The organism is Microbacterium sp. F2 (genome assembly GCF_052274505.1).
GTDB lineage: Bacteria > Actinomycetota > Actinomycetes > Actinomycetales > Microbacteriaceae > Microbacterium.
Window position 1 is genome coordinate 59,856 of record NZ_JBNVBV010000008.1, and the last position, 18,751, is coordinate 78,606.

Here is an 18,751-nt window from a genome sequence, read left to right on the forward strand (position 1 = left end):
CTAGCGTCTTGCTACGTATTCGGTATGCGGGGTCAGTTGGATTTCGCCGTGATCCACACGGTGATGCCGATCAGGGTGCTGATCCCGAAGATCCAGATGAACAGACCCTCAGCGACCGGTCCGAGCGACCCGAGCTTGAATCCACCGGGGGACTCGGTCTGCTGGATGTACAGCAGCGACGAGATGATGTCTCGCTTGTCCTCGTCGGTCAGGTACATGTTGTTGAACACCGGCATGTTCTGGGGGCCGGTGACCATCGCGGCGTAAATGTGCAGAGCGCTGACCTCGGTCAGGGCGGGAGCGTACTTGCCCTCGGTCAGGGCGCCACCGGCGCCGGCGACGTTGTGACACATCGCGCAGTTGATGCGGAACAGCTCAGCTCCGCGTGCGACGTCGCCTTCACCGTCGAGGATCTCGGGGTCCGGGAAGTCGGGACCGGGAGCGACGGACTGCACGTAGTTGGCCATCGCGAGGATCTGCTCGTCGGTGAACTGCACCGGCTTCGGGGGGGCCTGGGGACCCTGCATCTGCAGCGGCATCCGGCCCGTGCCGACCTGGAAGTCGACGGCGACGGCGCCGACACCATAGAGCGAGGGGCCGTTCTCGGTGCCCTGCAGGTCAAGGCCGTGGCAGGTGGCGCAGTTGGCCTGGAACAGCTTCTTGCCGTCCTCGATCGTCAGGCTGGTCGCCGTGGCGGTGTCGGGTTCGGTGGCTGCCATCGCAGCGGAGGCGCCCGCGTAGACGCCGCCCGTGATGAGCAGTCCGATGCCGATCAGTGCGGTCGCTGCCCAGGGGCTCCGGCGGCCGGTCGAGCGGCGCTTGGTCTGTCGTGCCATGAGGGTGATTCAGCTCCGCTCGGGTTACTTGAGGAAGTAGATGACGAAGAACAGGGCGATCCAGACCACGTCGACGAAGTGCCAGTAGTACGACACGACGATCGACGAGGTCATCTCCTTGCGGCCGAAGTTCTTGACCGCGAAGGCGCGTCCGATCACGAGGAGGAAGGCGATGAGGCCACCGGTCACGTGCAGGGCGTGGAAGCCGGTCGTCAGGTAGAACGCCGAGGCGTACGCGTTCGCCTGGATTGGCATCCCTTCGGCGACGAGCTGGGCGTACTCCCACACCTGGCCCGACACGAAGATGGCGCCGAGAGCGAAGGTCAGCCAGAACCACTCGACCATGCCCCAGCGGTCGCGGAACCGGTTGGTCTTGACCGTGTACGGCTGGAAACGCTCAGCGGCGAACACACCCATCTGACAGGTGACGGATGAGAGCACCAGGATCGTGGTGTTGACCGCAGCGAACGGGACGTTCAACAGCTGGGTCTCTTGGGCCCACAGGTCGGGGGAGGTGCTTCGCAGTGTGAAATAGATCGCGAAAAGGCCGGCGAAGAACATGACTTCGCTGCCGAGCCACACGATGGTTCCAACTGCGACCGGGTCGGGTCGCTTGACCGACCGCATGGCCTGGGAGTACGTCGCTGAGCTGGTGGTCACATTCTTCATTATGGCTGAAGATTTGCCTGAGGTTTCGCATGAGCCACCACTGATGTGAGGTGGTTTGCGACTTAGGCGCACCTCAGTTGCCCGCCCCGCTACGCTCGGAGCCATGACCCAGCAGCCGTCCTGGTCCTCGATCATCAGTGCGCTCCTCGAGGGCGAGGACCTCAGCGTGTCGGAGTCGACGTGGGCGATGCGTCAGATCATGGCGGGGGAGGCGACGCCGTCACAGTTGGCAGGATTCCTCATCGCCCTGCGCGCCAAGGGCGAGACCGTAGACGAAATCGTGGGTTTCCGCGACGCGATCCTGGAGGCCGCGTTGCCGCTTCCGGTGGATCCTCACGTTCTGGACATCGTCGGAACCGGTGGCGACCGTCACCGCACCGTGAACGTGTCCACGACGGCGTCGATCGTCGCGGCTGCCACGGGGATCCCCGTCGTCAAACACGGGAACAAGGCGGCGAGTTCGGCATCCGGGTCTTCCGATGTGCTGTCGGCTCTCGGCGTCGACCTGCGCCTGAGTCCGGATGCCGTGGCCGAGGTCCTCGACCGGGCGGGCATCACCTTCGCGTTCGCCGCCGCGTTCCACCCGGGTTTCCGACACGCCGGGCCGACTCGAGCCGAACTCGGTGTGCCGACCGTGTTCAACTTCCTCGGCCCGCTGTGCAATCCCGCCCGCGCCGAGGCCAATGCGGTGGGGGTTGCGCACCTGGACCGCGTGCCCCTCATCACCGGCGTGTTCCGGACCCGCGGCGCCACGGCACTCGTCTTCCGCGGCGACGACGGGCTGGACGAACTCACGACCACCGGTCACAGCCGCATCTGGGAGGTGTCGCGCGGCGACATCCACGAGCACGATCTCGACCCGCGTGACCTCGGCATCCCCCCGGCGACCCTCGACGATCTGCGCGGTGGTGCGCCCGACCACAACGCTGAGATCGTTCGGCGCGTGCTGGCGGGGGAGACCGGGCCGGTCCGCGATATCGTGCTGCTGAACGCCGCGGCCGGCATCGTCGCGTATCGCCTCTCGCAGGATGCCGCGCAGGCGCAGCTGCCGATCGTCGAGCGTCTGCGGGACGCCCGCGAGGATGCTGCGGCGGCCGTCGATTCGGGCGCAGCGGCAGCGAAGCTGCAGGCGTGGGCCGAGGCGACTGTGGCGCTTGCCCCCTGACCTGGGTCATTCACCGAATATCCTGCCGGAGGACCTACGTCACTTTCCGTACGGGAACGGGTTTCGTAACGTGGACGTCGACGGTGAGATACACCGCCGAATCCCCCCCCCGACGACGCACGTCCCTGAAGGAGAATCTGCCATGTCCGCCACCGACACAGCCAGCGCCACTGACACCGTTCAGGCGCCTGCCCGCAACCTCGGTCTCGTGAAGGTGGTGGGGATCCTCGGCATCGTCGGCGGCGCCCTGCTCATCATCGTGGGCATCATCGTGTGGGCCACCGTCTCGAGCCAGCTGCGCGCCGAGAACATCACGATCCCCGACGACGCGATCGCGTTCCAGGGGCAGACCGTTGCCGGCCCTTTCACCGCTTATGTGCAGGCCGACATCATTCAGCATCACGCTCTCGAGGCATCCGGGGGCGCCACCTACGCCGAGCTCGACCGCGAAGACCCGGTGCGCGCGACCATGATGAACGCGTCGTTCCTGCGGGCATCCCTGTTCACGTCAGTCGTGAGCTTCGGTGTCGCCGCGTTCGCGATGGGTATCGGTGTGCTCTCCATCCTGTTCGGCTGGGCACTGCACCGTCTCGCCAGCGCTCCTGTCGTCGTCAAGCGCGCGGGCGTCACCCCCTGACGCGCCGACGCCCCTCCTCGCGGAGGTGGGACTTCTCCCGGGCGTAGGTCGATCGCAACAGCAATCGACCTACGCCCGGGATTTTGCCTACCTGCAGAAGGCGATGCGCGCGGTCGGTGGGGCGTGTCAGGCTGGGCGGCATGAGCGAGCCGGAGCTGCATCCGTACGACGCGCTGATCGAGATCGCCCTGCTTCTCGAGCGCGAGCGGGCGATCCGCTACAAGGCGAAAGCGTTTCGTGCTGCCGCCGCAGCGATCGAGGGGCTGGATGCCGCGCAGCTAGCCGACACCACGGGGCTGCGGCGCCGGAAGGGGATCGGCGATTCGACCCTCGCGGTGATCGTCCAGGCCCGGGAGGGGCGCGTGCCGGACTATCTCGCCGAGTTGCGGGAACGGGCCGGCATCCGGCCCTCTGCGCTCAGCGCGCTGCTGCGCGGCGACCTGCACAGCCACTCCGATTGGTCGGACGGCACGACGCCGATTGCGGCGATGGTGAAGGCCGCCCGTGAGCTCGGGCGGGAGTACCTCGCGCTCACCGACCATTCGCCCCGGCTTCGGGTGGCAAACGGCCTGTCGGCGCAGCGACTGCGGGAGCAGATCCCGATTGTGGAGAGCTTCCGCGACGATCGGTTCACCCTGCTCACGGGCATCGAGGTCGACATCCTCGACGACGGCGGGCTCGATCAGCAGGATGACCTGCTGCGCTCACTGGACATCGTCGTGGCATCAGTGCACTCGAAGCTGCGGATGGAGCGCGGCCCTATGACGACACGGATGCTGCGCGCCGTGCGAAGCGGCAGGATCGATGTTCTCGGGCATGTGACCGGCAGGCTGGTCAGCGGCCAGCGGGGGACGAGGCCGCCGTCGGAGTTCGACGCGGATCGCGTCTTCGATGCGTGCGCGGAACACGGTGTCGCTGTCGAGATCAATTCGCGTCCCGAACGCGAGGATCCGCCGGACGAACTGATCGCGCTCGCCCTGGCGAAGGGATGCCTGTTCTCGATCGACTCCGACGCGCATGCGCCGGGTCATCTGTCGCTGCTGGATTACGGCGCCGAGCGGGCGGAGCGCGTCGGGGTTCCGGCTGACCGGATCGTCACGACGTGGCCACTGGCGCGCCTGCAGGAGTGGACCGCCACGCGGAGGTAAGCGGGCGCGACGTCAGTTGCAGGTGCAGAGCTGATCTTTGGGAACACCGGCGAGGGCCTGCTCGACGTGCATGCCGCAGCCGGTCCAGGTGATCTTGCCGCACGAGGAGCAACGAATCTGAGAGCACATGGGAGATGTCCTTCCGGGGTCTGTGACGGTCTATGTTCAAGGATACCCCTGGGGGTATGAATGATGCAACGTGCGTGACGCGGGAAGCCGATAACGCGACCCTAGACTCGACGGGTGGCTTCTGACCGACGCATCGCTCCCGGTGCCGCCGGAGGAGCCGCCGGGCTCGTCATCGCCGGCATCCTCGTCGCCGCGCTGAGTCTTCGCGGACCCATCGTCTCACCGACACCTGTGCTGCGGCAGATCGAAAGCGATCTCGGCATCGGTGCGGCAACGGCCGGATTGCTCACGACCGCGCCTGTGCTGATGTTCGCGCTGCTGACCCCGGTGGCAGCTCTCGTCATCCGTCGCGCCGGGGCGGAGCTCGCGCTCATGATCACCCTCACGGGGGTGCTGCTCGGCACCTTCCTGCGTGCCGTTCCGGGCTTCGGATGGATGCTCGCCGGAATGATCGTGATCGGCGCGTCCATCACGGTCGGAAATGTGGTCATCCCCGTCATCATCCGCCGTGATGTCGTGCCCGAGCGGGTAGCCCTGGTCACAGCTGCTTACGTCGCCATGCTCAACGCGGGATCGCTGCTGACGTCACTGTTGACGGTGCCGATTGCCTCCGTGATCGGATGGAACCTCGCGTTGGTCGCGTGGTCGGTGATCACGATCGCGGGGATGCTGCTGTGGGGCTTGCACCTGCGGCGCGCTGCCTCTCGCGGGGAACTGTGGGGCGAGCGGTTCTCGGGTGCGCAGCGCTCTGCCGCGGCATCCGTCGCAGACCGCGAGGCCGACACGCTTACCGGCCCCGTTCCGGTGCCGCTGGGCAGGCGGGCGACGCGGGGCGATTCCATGTTCCGGAACCCGGTTCCGTGGATGCTGCTGCTGGCCTTTGCCGGGCAGGCTGCCGTCTATTACGGGTTCGCGACCTGGCTGCCGACACTTATCGCGGACGATCTCGGGGTCAGCGCGGCAGCGGCAGGAGGCCTCACGGCGTTCTTCCACGGGGTGGCCGTGGTGGGAGCCTTCGTGGTTCCGCTGTTGGCGCGGTTCACACCGCGGATCGTTCCGGCGATCGCGATTGGCACGTCGTGGATCTTGCTGACGCTGGGCATGATCATCGCGCCCGAGTGGGCCGCGGTTTGGTTGAGCTTCGGGGCCATCGGCCACGCCGGCGGCTTCGTGGTCATCTTCAGCACGATCGTCGCGATCGCCCGCTCGGATGCCGAAGCCGCCGGGATGTCTGCGCTGGTGCAGGGCGGGGGCTATGCGGCCGCGGCGCTGGCTGCACCGGCGATGGGGGCCCTGCACGAGGTGACCGGCGGGTGGGATGCCGTGCTGCTGGCATCCCTCGTCGTCGTGCTCGCCTACGGTGTGCTGCTGGTGGCGGCCGTCATCGTGTCGTGGCGAGCGCCTCGATGACCCGCGAGACCGAAGTGCCGAGCGCCCAGGTCTCGGCGAGGGTGACCGCCGCGGCACGCTGATCGTCGTCGAGTGGTCGCAGGTGCGTGTCAGGCGCGGGAAGGTCGAGATCGCGGACGACTTCGACGACCGTGGGCGCGACCTCGAGGTAGTCGAGCCCCGCGGTGATCTTGGCGCGAACGCCGGCCGACATTCCCTCGCCGCGCTCGGCGGCGCCGATGATGCCGGCAAGGTCGCCGTGCGCAGCGAGGAGCGTAGCGGCCGTCTTCTCGCCGATGCCGGCTACACCCGGCAGCCCGTCGGAGCTGTCGCCGCGAAGCGTCGCGAAGTCGGCGTACTGGCTGGGCAGCACTCCGTACTTCGTCACGACGGTGCGGTCGGTGACCAGCTCGAGGTTGCTCATGCCGCGCGCCGTGTAGATGACACGGATGCTGCGCTCGTCGTCGACGAGCTGGAAGAGGTCGCGGTCACCGGTGACGATATCGACGGGCATCGTTGCTGTGGTGGCGAGGGTGCCGATGATGTCGTCTGCCTCGTGTTCGGCGGCGCCGATGATCGTGATCCCGAGGGCGGCGAGTGCCTCGCGGATGAGCGGCACCTGCACCTCGAGGGGATCGGGCACTTCTTCGACATCCGGGCCGCCCGCGACGATCTCGACGACGCGGTGCGTCTTGTACGACGGGATGAGATCGACCCGCCATTGGGGGCGCCAGTCGTCGTCCCAGCAGGCCACGAGGTGCGTCGGCTCGTAGGTGGTGACGAGTTTCGCGATCATGTCGAGGAATCCGCGCACCGCGTTGACCGGCATCCCGTTCGGCGCCTTGACCGTGTCGGGTACGCCGTAGAACGCCCGGAAATACAGCGACGCGGAGTCGAGCAACATCAATCGTTCTGCCACGCGCCCATCCTGGCATGCGCCGCCGACGATGCGAGCGGCCGACGGAGGGCTCAGCAGCCGGGGCCGGTGGGGTTCTCGGCGCAGGTGCGGTCGACCAGGGCCGTCCGGACCTCGAGAACCTCGAGGGTGTAGGGCGGAGCCGGGGCATTGACGTAGCCGGGGACCGGGCGCCAGCCGCTCCCGAAGTCGACGTCAGCCGAGTACTGCAGCGTGAGGGACACGGTGTACGTCCCGCGCTCGCGATAGACGTGGCTCGTTGACGTCGGACTGAACTGGGGGAGTCCGAGCGACGCCCAGGTGGCACCGCCGGTCGTTGTCCGCGCGCTCGATCCGTCGCCGTAGTCGAAGACGTAGCCGGCCGGTCGGAACCTGACTGTCACGTCCCACCCGAGCAGCGGGCCGGTGAGGGTGTGCGTGGATGCCCCGGCCACGATGTTCGTGGGCGTTCCGACGACCCCGAAACCGGCGGGCTCGCCACCGAGGCTCGGACGCGCCGGAACGAAACTCGCGAGATCGTCGATCGTTACGTCCGGATACGTGACCACTGTGTAGTTGCCTCGGCACCCGACGATGGGGCACTCCTCAGCGGCCGGGGAGCTCTCGGTGGTTCCGGAGTCGCCGCTGGAGCCGCCATTGCCACTGCCCTGCGAGCCGCCTGTGCCGCCGTTCCCGGATCCCCCGCCGGAGCCCGGCTGGTTCGCGGTGCCGCCGACGTCGACCTGGCTCCCGTTGTTGGAGACGCTGCAATTGCCCGACCATGCGGAGTTGCTCGCGCATCCGGAGCCTCCGACGGCGGTCGGCATCAGAGAGGCCGTACTCAACGCGGTGAGCACTATCAGGATGGCTAGCCGCATTGTTCGCTATTCGATCCATCAACGACCGACAGCAGTGCACCCGTCGGAGAGTCGGGGGAGACGCCTGCCACAATCATCACCGACTGAGTATCCGGACGATCCGTGCTCACGACTGAGTTGCCATCGCGATCAGTCAGCATGACATCTGCCACGCGAAGGCAGGCAATTCCGTCGATCGTGCCAGCATCCGCATCCCAGGAGTTCGGGTTGAAACCGGTGACTTCGCTCGTGCCCGACACAGTCCAGCCGTTCGCGTGCATTCCGCTAAGCGATTCGCGCTCGGCTGCATTCGCATCGCCCGTGGTCCAGCGATAGACCTCCTCGAAGGTCGAGGGGTCGCTGAGGTCGACCTGGTTCAAGGCATCCACGTACGCCCGGTAGGTGGCTTCCGCGGCAGCGAATGCTTCCTCCTCGGAAGCGAACCTGGTGGGCGTCGGGGCGGGTGACGGATCAGTCGGCCCACAGCCGGCCAGCGCACCGACACCGAGCATCGCGGCGATCACGATCGACGCGGCTCGAAACGGACGGCGGCGGTTCATGTCCACCACGGTAGCCCGCGGCATCCGTCGGAGCGGCACTATCCACAGTCCACGATTCCCGCGCCCGGTTGGGGAGGATCCCCGCGCTCCAGCAGACGGATAGGTCTGCGCGCTAGCGTTGGCTCGGGAGGCATCATGCCGTTCGACAGCGGGCCGCACGCCGACGTGCTGTACGTCGAAGACGATCAGGACGTCGCCCAGATGACGATCGAGGTGCTTTCGGAGTTCCATACTGTCGCTCACGCGGCAGACGTCGCGTCGGCTCGGTCCCGCGCCCTGCAGCAGCGATTCGACGTGATGGTTATCGACCGGCGGCTTCCCGGTGGCGACGGAATCGATCTGGTTCGCGCGATCCGCACCGCTCGCATTACGACGCCCATCCTGCTGCTGACCGCCCTCGGCGCCGTCGATGACCGGGTCGAGGGTTTGGATGCCGGCGCCAACGACTACCTCGTCAAACCGTTCGACTACGGCGAGTTGCTCGCCCGCATCCGGGCTCTCGTGCGCGGCTACCGTGCAGAGCAGCACCGCCGCACCCTCGGCGAGTGGATCTTCGTTCCCGAGTCCCAGGCGCTCTACGGGCCGTCTGGGGCGCGGGTCGCGCTCACGACGACCGAGACCGCGCTGCTGGATGTGCTCAGCGCCAGCCCCGAGCACGTGTTCAGTCGAGAAGAGATCCTGGGTGCCGTGTTCCACGAGGGCGACACCCGGGGCTCGGTCGATACCTACGTGCACTACATCCGGCGCAAGTCGGTTCCCGAGATGATCGAGACGGTTCGCGCTCGCGGCTACCGCGTGGGGCAGCCATCATGACGAGCCCGGAAGCTGCCGACCGGCACCGCGTGCAGCGAGCCGCCTTCTCCGTCGGGGTGTGGGTAGCTGCAGCGTCAGCAATCGTCATCGCACTCGGGGTGTCGGTCTTGGTCACCGTCATCCTGCTGCGCGCGCGTATCGAGAGCGACGAACACGGAACCGGCTTTCCCGGTGGCCATCGCGGGTCGGGGGATGATCTCGTGGTCGATGTCGACAGGGTGCTGCCGTGGGTGATCGGTCTCGGCATCTTGGGCGTGATCGTCCTGTCGCTGATCGCGTGGTTCGCCGCCCGCCGCGCCGTGCGCCCGCTCGGTGAAGCGCTGCGGCTGCAGCGGAACTTCGTCGCCGACGCCAGTCATGAACTGCGCACGCCGCTGACGACCCTGACCAGCCGTATCCAGATCGCGCAGCGTCGCCTGGAACGCGGGGGAGATGTCGCCGAGGCTCTCGACCAGCTGCGCTCCGATGCTGACGCGATGAATGACATGCTCACCGATCTGTTGATGGTAGCCGAAGGCAAGGCCGAGACGACGGCCCTCGCGCCCGTCGGTGAAGCGATGGATGCCGCGGTCTCCCGCCTCCAGCCGCTCGCCGATGACAGCGGCGTGACGTTGGAGGTCTTCTTGACCGACCGGGCTGTGCGGATGCCGCTTCCGACCCTCACCCGGATCCTGATGGCTGTCATCGACAATGCGATCCAGCACAGTCCCCGGGGAGCGACGGTGACGATCGCAGCTGCAACCGCCCGCGACGACGTGGAGATCCGCGTCAGCGATCACGGCAGCGGAATCGACTCGGCCGACGCGGAGCGCATCTTCGAGAGGTTCGCCCGTGGGTCTGAGACGGGCAGGCGTCGCGGGTTCGGACTCGGGCTCGCGCTGGTGCGTGACGTGCTGACTCGCTATTCGGGCCGGATCGAGGTCGAGTCGACCTCACCGAGCGGCACGACCTTTCTCATCACGCTGCCGAGTGCTCGCGCGTGACCACCGCCACCTCCGTCGTGCCCAGCCACCGGCGAACGCCTCCGTCATCGGTCACCGTCATGCCCGACCGCGAGCGCGCCGCTGAAACCCACGACAGGTCGTCGCCGCCCACAACTGCGACGGTTGCCCAGAGGTCTGCCTCGGCCAGGGAGTCGGCGACGACCGTCGCGCTGCGCACGCCGGTCGCCGGCTCGCCGGAGCGTGGGTCCAGGATGTGCACACCCCGCTCAGCTGTCCCCGAGGTCGCAACCGCGCCATCGACCACGTCGATGATCGCGAGAACCTCACCGGCGCGGTGCGGGTCGGCGATGCCGATGCGCCAGACCCAGTCGCTGCCCGCGGCGGTGCCGAGCTGCATGTCACCGCCCGCGTTGATACCGATCGCTGTCGCGCCGTTTGCGGCCAGGAGTGGCAGAAGGTGCATCCGTGCCGCCCGCTCGACCGCCCACCCTTTGACGTAGCCGGTCGGGTCGAACCAACCGCGCCAGGTAGCCGAGAACCGGCCGCCAGAGCGCTGCTCGGCGTCCAGACACGCCGCGGCGACCTCGGCAACGAGCGGATGCGCATCGTCGAGTGTGATCTCACCGCGGCGGAGACGGCTGATTTCCGAGTCCTCGCGATAGGTCGAGAAGATTCTGTCTGCCTCGCGAAGCTCGTTGAACGCACGAGCCACGGACGCTGCGGTCTCGGCATCCTTCACGAACGCGGTGGTGCCGTAGGCGTGGACCGAGACGACAGTTCCCATGATGGTCTGGACCCAGACGCGAGGCTCGTCGGAACTCATTGCTGTGCCTGATCCAGCGCGCTCTGGAGGGACTGCGTGTACCCCTGGCTGGTGTAGGTGGCGCCCGAGACCATGCGGATCGACGCACTTTGCGCGCTTGTCGTCTCGGAGATCAGCACCGGCAGTGCGCGGGCATTGATCTGCTGATCCTCGCGATTGCTGTTCGGGTACTGCGGCACCTGGACCTCGGTGATCACGCCCCCGCTGACCGTGATCTGGACCTGCACGTTGCCGTAGCGGGTGCGGACCGCATCGCCCGTGTATGTGCCGTCGGCAAGGCCGCTCGTGTTCTGTTGCGTGGTGGTCGTCGACGGGGACGGCGATGCCGAGGGGGTGGATGTTCCGGTCGAACCGGAGGCGTCAGCTGAGCTCGATGACGTCGATGCTGGCGCCGGGACGGTTGTCGTGCTGCCCGCGGTGTCGTCGGCGGCGACCGGCATGACGGCCTCAAGTGAGGTGCGGTAGCTGAACAACAGGACGACGCCGCTCAGCGTGGCGAGAAGTCCGTAAACGATGCGCTTCATCGGAGGCTCCGTGGTGTGAGGGATCAGACGGTGAATGACTCGGAATGGATGCGGCTGCGGTGAACGCCTGCGGCGCGAAGGTCATGCTCGAGGGCCTTCATCCAGGCCGCGGGTCCGCAGAGGAACACGTCGTAGTTCTCGAGGTCGGGCGCGAGATGGCGCAGGGCATCGGAGCCCGTCCACGCGGCGTGTGAGGCTGGCAGCCACGAGGAGGTGGTGCGCGCTCGGGGCCCCGGGAGGGGGATGTGTCGCAGGCCCCGGTGCGCGACGAGGGCGCCGATGGCGTCGGTGCGCAGGGCTGCTTCTTTCGAGTGGTCGCGGGTGACCAGCGTCGCCGCGCCTGGCGCGTAGGCCTCGGCTTGAAGCAGAGAAACCAACGGCGCGACCCCGGCGCCAGCGCCGATCATCAGAAGCTTCGAGCCGGTGCGGGCATCGCCGGTCATTGTGCCGTAGGGCCCCTCGAACAGGACGGGGGTACCGGGAGTGAGTCGTGCCAGGCGGGCGGTGCCATCACCGACGATGCGGGCCGAGATCGTCAGGCTGCGGCCGTCGGGAGCCGCAGCCAACGAGAACGGGTTAGCCCGCGAGGCGCCCGGACCATCCAGGAAGCGCCAGATGAAGAACTGGCCCGCGCGGGCGCCCAGGCGATCCAGTCGGCGCCCGGTCATGGTGACCGCGACGCCGCCCACGCCATCAGGACGGACGTCGGCAACCCGCACCCGGTGGCGCAGCGAGCTGGTGAGGGGCAGCAGGATGCGGAACACAACGATCGCTGCGGCGCTGACAGCCCACAGGCCCCACCAGTAGGCGGTGGCGACGGGGGAGAAGAGGAAGTCGGCGCCGGTCCACAGCTGGTGGGGCAGCGCCAGCCCGACACCCAGGTAGGCGTACAGGTGCAGCAGGTGCCATGACTCGTAGCGCAGCTTCGCTCGAGCGCGACGCATCGAGGTGATCGCGACAACGATGATGAGAATCGTGCCGGCTGTTGCCAGCAGCATCCCCGGGTAATCCCACACGAACTCCCAGAGCTGGACGACGACGTTGACATCGGCCGCTGCCGCGTACCCCAGCACCAGGAGTGCGATGTGGGCGAGCATGAGCGAGAACGACCAGAAGCCGACGAGTCGGTGCATCCGGGTGAGGCCATCACGGCCGAACCCGCGCTCGAACAGCGGGATACGCGCAAGAAGGATCACCTGGTAGAGGAGGAGGTTCGACGCGACGAGCCCGGTGAGGCGGCCCAGGCTATTCAGTGCCGCCGCGTCGAATCCCCACAGGTCCTGGATGCCGCCGCCGGCCACCCACAGAGCAAGAACGAACAGGCTCGTCAGCCAAATGACGGCTGTCGCAGCGACATTCCATGCCCGCCGGGCAGAGCGCCCCCGACGGTTGCCGCGCACGCTGGCGGTCGCCCGCGGTGAGGTCAGAGGCCGCGGGAGCCGCGAAGCGGGATGCGGTGCCGTGACGGTGGTGCGAGACGGGGTCGCTGTGGTCATGGGGCCAGCGTGGCGGCCGGTCTCTGAGACTGCTCTAAGGAAAGCCTCCGCGCTCGCGGTTCATAGACTTCTCACATGAGTTTCGGATCCGCGGCACAGTCCGGCATCCGTCGCCCGGCCGACCAGGATCCCTGTCCCTGCGGCAGTGGCAACGTCTACGGAAGGTGCTGCGGACCGCTGCACCGGGGCGAGGCGGCGCGGAGCCCGGAACGGCTGATGCGTTCGCGGTACAGCGCGTTCGCGTTCGGTGACGCTCGCTACCTCGCCGACACGTGGCACCCCCGAACGCGGCCCGAGCGGATCGACATTGACCCCGACGTGCACTGGGTCGGACTGCGCATCCTGGACGCCCCCGCGGTCGGTGCCGGGACCACCGGCGGGATCGTCGAATTCCGGGCGCGCTGGCGGCACGGCGCCGAGGCGGGGGAGCAGCACGAGCGCAGCCGGTTCCGCCTCGCTGCCGGCCGCTGGTGGTACCTGGAAGCGGAAACGGCCGGCTCCGGCATCCCGTAACGGATGCCAAGACCGGCCGATCCGGTTGTCCTCAGGACGCTGCGCCTGCTGTGATCGCTGCCGGCACCTCGATGAGGCGACCGGTGCGGACGTCGTAGACATAGCCGTAGACCGGGATGCGCGCCGGGACGAGCGGGTGGGCCTTGATGCGGGCCACATCGTCGACGACGGCCTGGGCCTGGTCGCTGATCGTGAGCCAGTCGATGTATGCGGCCTCGGCGGAGCCGGGGCCGGTGCCGACGTCCACGAAGCCGTCGGCGCGCAGCTCGGCGGTCTCGAGGGAGTTCGCGAGCAGTCCGCGGATGACCTCGTCGGTGAAGAACTCCATGCCGCAGTCGGTGTGGTGGATGACGAACCACTCCTTCGTGGCCAGCAGCTTGTACGAGATCACGAGGGATCGGATGGCGTCGTCGGACGCGCGTCCCCCGGCGTTACGGATGACGTGCGCATCGCCTTCGCTGAGCCCGGCGCACTTGGCGGGGTCCAGCCGGGCGTCCATGCAGGTGAGGATGGCGAAGCCGCGCGCGGGCGGCAGGGCGAGATCGCCCTTGTCGAACGCGGATGCGTAGGACTCGTTTGCGTCGAGCACCTCGGACAGAACTGACATGACACTCCTCGGGTGGATGGCCTGGCATCACCACGCTAGGTGTCGCAAAGCGCCGCGTGCGCTGTATGACCGTCTGTGACGGGCGGCCGTGCTGCGGCTGCTCAGCCTTCGTGAGACCAGGCGCGCAGCCGTCGCAGCAGCGGGCGCTTCTTCTCGAGGTGGCCGTGCATCCGCCGCAGGATGTCATCGAGCGCTTCGATGGCCTCCTCGATGTGCGGACCCTTGTTGAGCATGACGCACTCAGCCCGTTCCCCCGCGGCGGCATCCGTCACCTCGGCGCGGGTGGGAACACCGCTACCGGCGAGCGAGTCGAGCACCTGCGTTGCCCAGATCACCGGGACGTGCGCGGCTTCGCACAGCCACAGGATCTCTTCCTGCACTTCTGCGAGCCGTTCCCAGCCGGCCTCGACACCGAGGTCGCCTCGGGCAATCATGATGCCCACCCGGGGCCGTTGCATGAGCTCGAGGAGGATTTCGGGCAGCGCTCGGAAAGCGCGCACCGTCTCGACCTTCACGACGACGCCCAGGTGCCCGGCACCCCGCGCGTCAAGCTCGGTGAACAGGCGCGCGACGTCGCCGGGAGAGCGCGCGAACGACAGCTGCACGATGTCGGTGAATCCGGCGACGGCATCAAGTGCGCGCAGGTCCTCGTCGGCGAGCGCCGAGATGGGCAGGTCGGTGTCGGGGAGGTTGATGCCCTTCTCGGCGCGGAGCTTCGTTCCCCGCGGTGAGGCGAGGGTCACCTCGACCTCCGCGACGCGCTGGCCGTCAGCGACACCCACGGCGCGCACGAAGCCCTCGATCTTGCCGTCATCGAAGCGCACGCGATCACCGACGCGGATCACCTCGAGTGCTTCGGGCACCGTGCAGCCGACACGGTGTCGGCCCTCATGCGTGAATCCCGGTTCCTCATCCGGACGAAGCTCGATGATCTCGCCCCGGTGGACCCGCAGCGCTTGATCGACCGGTGGCAGCGGGCCGACCCGGGTCTCGCGGCCATCGACATCCAGCAGCGTCCCGGTCCCGAGATACGCCGTCCGGTCTCCTTCGATCTGTGCCCCGCCGCCGCGCAGCGCGACGACCGTCATGTAGCGCGATCGGCCACGAGTATCGGTGAACTCGACGGTGTCATCGATCCGCAGGCGAGCAAGCCACATGTCATCCGTGATGGGGATTTCCCCAGCGGGCGCAGCCGACCCGTCAGCGCGTGGTGCGACGAGCCAGACCGACGCGGGCTCGGTCACCCGCCCCAGAGCGTCGCGCGTGGGCGACACCTTCACGACCCGCGGTCCAGGTTCGAGAGGACCGGTGCGCAGCTTCGGCCCTGCGAGGTCGGTGGCGATCCGGATGCTCGCGCCGGCGTCTCGGACATGCCTGGCCATGCGCTCCCAGGCCGCGGAGTCGTCGTGTGCGCAGTTGATGCGGGCGACGTCCATTCCCGCTCGGGCGAATCGCGCGACCAGTGCGGAATCGTCGGCGGCCTCGCTCGGCAACGTGACCATGATCCGGGTCTGGCGGTCATCGGCCGTCCCGCCCAGCAATGCTGCCGCGTGCACGCTCAGGGGAGTGGGTTCAGGCTGTTGTGCCTCCGGATCCGCGGAGGCATGTTCGCCCGGTGCGACGTTCCCGAGCGCCGCATCGATCGTGCCCAGCACCGCATCGAGGTTGCGCAGCACATCGGGTTCCATCCGCCCGAGCGACGAGAGGCCCTCCGCCGTCAGGCGGTCCTGGAGGTCGCGCAGATCTTGCGATCGCAGGGCGACATAGCGAACGAGATTGGCTGCGCCGGTCGCATGCACGGGATGCACGCGGGACAGAAGAGCGGATGCCGCTTGCTCGGCATCCTGAGCTGCAGAGCGGAGGCCCATGAGCTCGGCACGAAGCGAGTCGAGCCGTTGAGAACGAGCAGTATCGAGCATCGTCCGACCTCCACCTCCGACGTTAGCTCTCCGCCGCGCGCGGCGTCAGGGGTCGGGACGTGAATATCCGGGCGCGAGGATGCTCAGGCGAGAGTCACATCGGAGACAGTCACGGTGCGACCGCCGGCGATCATCGCCCGGGCGCAGGCGACATCCAGACGCGCGATGGCCAGCCCCGGGTGGTCGAAGGTGTCTGCTTCGCTCGGTGGCTGGAGGGCCGCCTCGATGGCAGCGTGATCGATGACGACGCCATACTGCTCGGCCAAATGCGTCGCCACCGGCACGACCAGTCCCCGCACCACGTTCTCGTCCCACGGTTGCAGCTCGACGATGACCAGGCGATCCGAGAGAGCGCCATAAAACTGCGCAATCCGCTTCTCATACGGAGCGGTCACCGTGATCACCAGGCGCGCGAGCGGGAATCGCTCTGACTGCCAGATCTCGCGGAGGATGGACACGTCGGGCTCGGTGGTGCCCAGTCGCGCCAGCTCATCGACGTCTTCGACAACGACCACGGTGCGCCGAGTCAGCGCCGACAGCGTGTCGCGCAGCAGCATCGCCGGCTCGCCGTCCACGGTCGTTCCGGGGTCGAAGAAGAGCGTCGGCAGCGGATCCTCGAGGTCGAGCAGAAGGCGCGCGATCTCGGCTGCGAGGCTCGTCTTGCCGCAGCCGCGTCGGCCCACGAGGGCGGGGATCAGTGGCTGATCGCTGAGGAGGTACGCCGCGACATCCAGGGCTTCGCGTCCTCGAAGAAGACCCGCCAGAGGGTCTGTGCGTGTCGCGGGCGCGGCGCCGTCGGACGCCCCGACCTGTTCGGAGTCATCGACGCGGTGGCGACTCGGAGAGCTTTCCTCGGGCAGCAGGTCGGCGACCGCGAGATCTCCCCGGAGGGCAGCGTGCAGCCGCATTGCCAGGGCCGCGGCATCCGGCGAGGCCGTGATCATGTTTCGCACCTCGGCTTCATTGCCGATCGTCTGGCCGGCAGCGAGAAGACGGTGAAGCAGAGCCTCGCCGTCGGAGCCGAACGCCTCGCGGAACTCAGCGGTCCAGTTCTGCGCGAACGCGGATGCCGCGTGCGTGACGGTCGCGTGGTCGGAGCCCCATCGCTTGGCTTCGGCCTTGGCCAGACCGACCAGTCCGCGAATGGAGAGCGTATCGGTCGCGCGCATCGATCCCTCCCTGCGGCGACGGCCCCGGGTCGTCGCCGCGACGCTTGATAACAGTTGTAGCGCGGTTCTGGCGTTTCCCACTACTGCTCCAGTGGTGAGCCTGCCAGACTCACAGCTATGAGAACCAGAGCATTGAGTGCAGTTGTCGCCGGGGTCTTCGCTGTGTCTATCGCGCTGAGCGGTTGCTCGCAGAACAACGTCATCGCCCCGGTGACGATGGACGCCGGTGACCTGCAGGGGGAGACCGTCGAGCTGATCGTCGGTCAGGTGCTGAACATCAACACCGGTGATTTGCCGGTCGACAGCTACAGCGGCGAGGTTGCCGATCCTGCTGTCGCCGAGTTCGTCCCCGGTCACACCGACGACACCGCGACGTTCAACCCGGGGGTCACCGCGCTGAGCGTGGGGAGCACTGAAGTGGTGCTGTCCAACAGTGACGGCGGCATTCAGGACGTCACCTTCACTGTCGAGGTCACCGAGAAGAAGTGACGGATGCCCCGCGAATCATTCGCGGGGCATAGTCTCGAACCATGCGTGCAACCGTCATTCATGGTGCCCGAGACGTCCGACTGGAAACCGTTGCCGATCCGGTGCTGTCGACCGGTGGCGATGCGCTAGTTCGTGTCGTCGCGGCGTGCGTGTGCGGATCGGACCTGTGGTCGTACCGCGGGATCGCGCCCACCGAAGAGCCGCACCGAATCGGGCATGAGTTCATCGGTGTCGTCGAATCCGTCGGTAACCAGGTTGAGCTGGTGCGACCCGGCGACTTCGTGATCGCGCCCTTCTATGTGTGCGACAACACCTGCCTGAACTGCCGCAACGGCGTGAGCACGTCGTGCCTTACCGGCGGATGGTGGGGGCAGGACGACCGGCTCGGCGGCTTCGCCGACGGCGGTCAGGGCGAGAGGGTTCGCGTGCCCCTGGCCGACGGGACGCTCGTGGTCGTGCCGGGACCGGTAACCGACGACGAGATCCCGGGGTTGCTGTCGCTGGCCGATGTCATGGGTACCGGGCATCACGCCGCGGTGAGCGCCGGAGTGCGACCAGGAGACACGGTAGTCGTTGTCGGTGACGGCGCGGTGGGGCTGTGCGGCGTGATCGCAGCGAAGCGGCTGGGTGCGACCGAGATCATCGCGATGTCTCGCAATCCGCAGCGCCAGGCGCTTGCCTGGGAGTTCGGCGCAACACACGTCGTCGCCGAGCGCGGTGACGAGGGCGTTGCTGCCGTGCGGCAGCTCACTGAAGGCATCGGTGCCGATCGCGTTCTCGAATGCGTCGGAACGAAGGAGTCGATGGCACAGGCCCTGGCCTCAGCGCGGCCCGGCGGACGGGTTGGGTTTGTCGGCGTACCGGCTGGCGGCCCGGAGCTGCCTGTTCGCGACATGTTCAACCGGAACGTCGGCGTCGTCGGTGGTGTCGCGCCCGTCCGGGGATACATCGAGGAGCTGCTGCCAGACGTGCGGTCGGGGGCGATCACCCCGGGTAAGGTCTTCGATCTCGAGCTTCCGTTGAGTGAGGTTGCCGAAGCGTACGCCGCAATGGACGAGCGCCGTGCCACGAAGGTGCTGCTGCGACCGTAATCGTCGATCACGCCATCCGGGTCATGCGGGGGACCTTCGTCAGGCGTCTTTTCGGACGTTGTCTGTAACAATGTTCGG

Annotated in this window: 20 protein-coding genes; 9 read left to right on the forward strand and 11 right to left on the reverse strand. The window is 67.6% G+C overall.

From position 1 onward, the window contains the following. Positions 1-32: 32 nt before the first annotated feature. Together qcrC and ctaE are read right to left on the reverse strand one after the other, a co-directional pair. Positions 33-836 (reverse strand): cytochrome bc1 complex diheme cytochrome c subunit, encoded by an 804-nt coding sequence (gene qcrC, locus ACQVDU_RS13270; protein WP_443477367.1) that lies wholly within the window; start codon positions 834-836, stop codon positions 33-35. A 24-nt stretch (positions 837-860) separates the two neighbouring features. Beyond that, on the reverse strand, positions 861-1,505 hold the full coding sequence (gene ctaE / locus ACQVDU_RS13275; protein WP_228178622.1) for an aa3-type cytochrome oxidase subunit III: 645 nt from the start codon (positions 1,503-1,505) through the stop codon (positions 861-863). 103 nt (positions 1,506-1,608) lie between these two features. On the opposite strand from ctaE, the gene trpD reads away from it, so the two are divergent. The 4 genes from trpD to ACQVDU_RS13295 all read left to right on the forward strand — a co-directional run bounded on the left by trpD (position 1,609) and on the right by ACQVDU_RS13295 (position 5,994). Further along, positions 1,609-2,670 carry an anthranilate phosphoribosyltransferase gene (gene trpD / locus ACQVDU_RS13280; RefSeq protein WP_443477368.1) on the forward strand — a complete coding sequence of 354 codons (1,062 nt, stop codon included), beginning with the start codon at positions 1,609-1,611 and terminating at the stop codon, positions 2,668-2,670. A gap of 142 nt (positions 2,671-2,812) precedes the next feature. Then, on the forward strand, positions 2,813-3,307 hold the full coding sequence (locus tag ACQVDU_RS13285; RefSeq protein WP_443477369.1) for an aromatic ring-opening dioxygenase LigA: 495 nt from the start codon (positions 2,813-2,815) through the stop codon (positions 3,305-3,307). A gap of 155 nt (positions 3,308-3,462) precedes the next feature. Beyond that, complete coding sequence (locus tag ACQVDU_RS13290) at positions 3,463-4,455, forward strand: PHP domain-containing protein (protein ID WP_443477410.1); 993 nt, start codon at positions 3,463-3,465, stop codon at positions 4,453-4,455. 243 nt (positions 4,456-4,698) lie between these two features. After that, entirely contained in the window at positions 4,699-5,994 is a 1,296-nt protein-coding gene (locus tag ACQVDU_RS13295; RefSeq protein WP_443477370.1) for an MFS transporter, read from the forward strand. On the opposite strand, the gene ACQVDU_RS13300 is transcribed toward ACQVDU_RS13295, so the two are convergent. From ACQVDU_RS13300 to ACQVDU_RS13310, 3 genes are read right to left on the reverse strand one after another with little or no spacing between them, the layout of a single operon-like run. Next, positions 5,966-6,892 (reverse strand): 5'-3' exonuclease, encoded by a 927-nt coding sequence (locus ACQVDU_RS13300; RefSeq protein ID WP_443477371.1) that lies wholly within the window; start codon positions 6,890-6,892, stop codon positions 5,966-5,968. The genes ACQVDU_RS13295 and ACQVDU_RS13300 overlap by 29 nt on opposite strands. A 50-nt stretch (positions 6,893-6,942) precedes the next feature. Then, the gene (locus ACQVDU_RS13305) at positions 6,943-7,695 is read right to left on the reverse strand and encodes a hypothetical protein (RefSeq protein ID WP_443477372.1); all 753 of its coding nucleotides are present in this window, start codon (positions 7,693-7,695) and stop codon (positions 6,943-6,945) included. Between the two features lie 41 nt (positions 7,696-7,736). Next, the gene (locus tag ACQVDU_RS13310; protein WP_443477373.1) at positions 7,737-8,285 is read right to left on the reverse strand and encodes a hypothetical protein; all 549 of its coding nucleotides are present in this window, start codon (positions 8,283-8,285) and stop codon (positions 7,737-7,739) included. 135 nt (positions 8,286-8,420) lie between these two features. On the opposite strand from ACQVDU_RS13310, the gene ACQVDU_RS13315 reads away from it, so the two are divergent. Both ACQVDU_RS13315 and ACQVDU_RS13320 read left to right on the forward strand, forming a co-directional pair. Beyond that, on the forward strand, positions 8,421-9,098 hold the full coding sequence (locus ACQVDU_RS13315; RefSeq protein ID WP_443477374.1) for a response regulator transcription factor: 678 nt from the start codon (positions 8,421-8,423) through the stop codon (positions 9,096-9,098). Further along, a complete protein-coding gene (locus ACQVDU_RS13320) occupies positions 9,095-10,081 on the forward strand; it encodes a sensor histidine kinase (protein WP_443477375.1) in 987 nt (328 codons plus the stop codon). The genes ACQVDU_RS13315 and ACQVDU_RS13320 overlap by 4 nt, the downstream gene beginning before the upstream one ends. Here ACQVDU_RS13320 and ACQVDU_RS13325 read toward each other — a convergent pair. From ACQVDU_RS13325 to ACQVDU_RS13335, 3 genes are read right to left on the reverse strand one after another with little or no spacing between them, the layout of a single operon-like run. Then, positions 10,056-10,865, reverse strand: a complete 810-nt coding sequence (locus tag ACQVDU_RS13325; protein WP_292734104.1) for an FAD:protein FMN transferase — start codon at positions 10,863-10,865, stop codon at positions 10,056-10,058. The genes ACQVDU_RS13320 and ACQVDU_RS13325 overlap by 26 nt on opposite strands. Further along, entirely contained in the window at positions 10,862-11,389 is a 528-nt protein-coding gene (locus tag ACQVDU_RS13330) for an FMN-binding protein (protein ID WP_228178632.1), read from the reverse strand. The genes ACQVDU_RS13325 and ACQVDU_RS13330 overlap by 4 nt, the downstream gene beginning before the upstream one ends. A gap of 23 nt (positions 11,390-11,412) precedes the next feature. Further along, positions 11,413-12,885 (reverse strand): ferredoxin reductase family protein, encoded by a 1,473-nt coding sequence (locus tag ACQVDU_RS13335; protein ID WP_443477376.1) that lies wholly within the window; start codon positions 12,883-12,885, stop codon positions 11,413-11,415. 75 nt (positions 12,886-12,960) lie between these two features. Here ACQVDU_RS13335 and ACQVDU_RS13340 point away from each other — a divergent pair, with 75 nt between their 5' ends. Then, a complete protein-coding gene (locus ACQVDU_RS13340) occupies positions 12,961-13,398 on the forward strand; it encodes a YchJ family protein (RefSeq protein WP_443477377.1) in 438 nt (145 codons plus the stop codon). Positions 13,399-13,429: 31 nt separating this feature from the next. Here ACQVDU_RS13340 and ACQVDU_RS13345 read toward each other — a convergent pair whose 3' ends face one another. From ACQVDU_RS13345 to ACQVDU_RS13355, 3 genes are all read right to left on the reverse strand, one after another. Then, entirely contained in the window at positions 13,430-14,005 is a 576-nt protein-coding gene (locus ACQVDU_RS13345) for a beta-class carbonic anhydrase (protein ID WP_443477378.1), read from the reverse strand. Positions 14,006-14,106: 101 nt separating this feature from the next. Beyond that, complete coding sequence (locus ACQVDU_RS13350; RefSeq protein ID WP_443477379.1) at positions 14,107-15,924, reverse strand: pyruvate kinase; 1,818 nt, start codon at positions 15,922-15,924, stop codon at positions 14,107-14,109. A gap of 83 nt (positions 15,925-16,007) precedes the next feature. Then, entirely contained in the window at positions 16,008-17,093 is a 1,086-nt protein-coding gene (locus ACQVDU_RS13355) for an AAA family ATPase (protein ID WP_443477380.1), read from the reverse strand. A 117-nt stretch (positions 17,094-17,210) separates the two neighbouring features. Here ACQVDU_RS13355 and ACQVDU_RS13360 point away from each other — a divergent pair, with 117 nt between their 5' ends. After that, positions 17,211-17,582: a hypothetical protein gene (locus ACQVDU_RS13360; RefSeq protein ID WP_292708193.1), complete on the forward strand. Its 372-nt coding sequence runs from the start codon at positions 17,211-17,213 to the stop codon at positions 17,580-17,582. A 41-nt stretch (positions 17,583-17,623) separates the two neighbouring features. Then, positions 17,624-18,673 carry a zinc-dependent alcohol dehydrogenase family protein gene (locus ACQVDU_RS13365; protein ID WP_443477381.1) on the forward strand — a complete coding sequence of 350 codons (1,050 nt, stop codon included), beginning with the start codon at positions 17,624-17,626 and terminating at the stop codon, positions 18,671-18,673. The last annotated feature ends 78 nt before the right edge of the window (positions 18,674-18,751 follow it).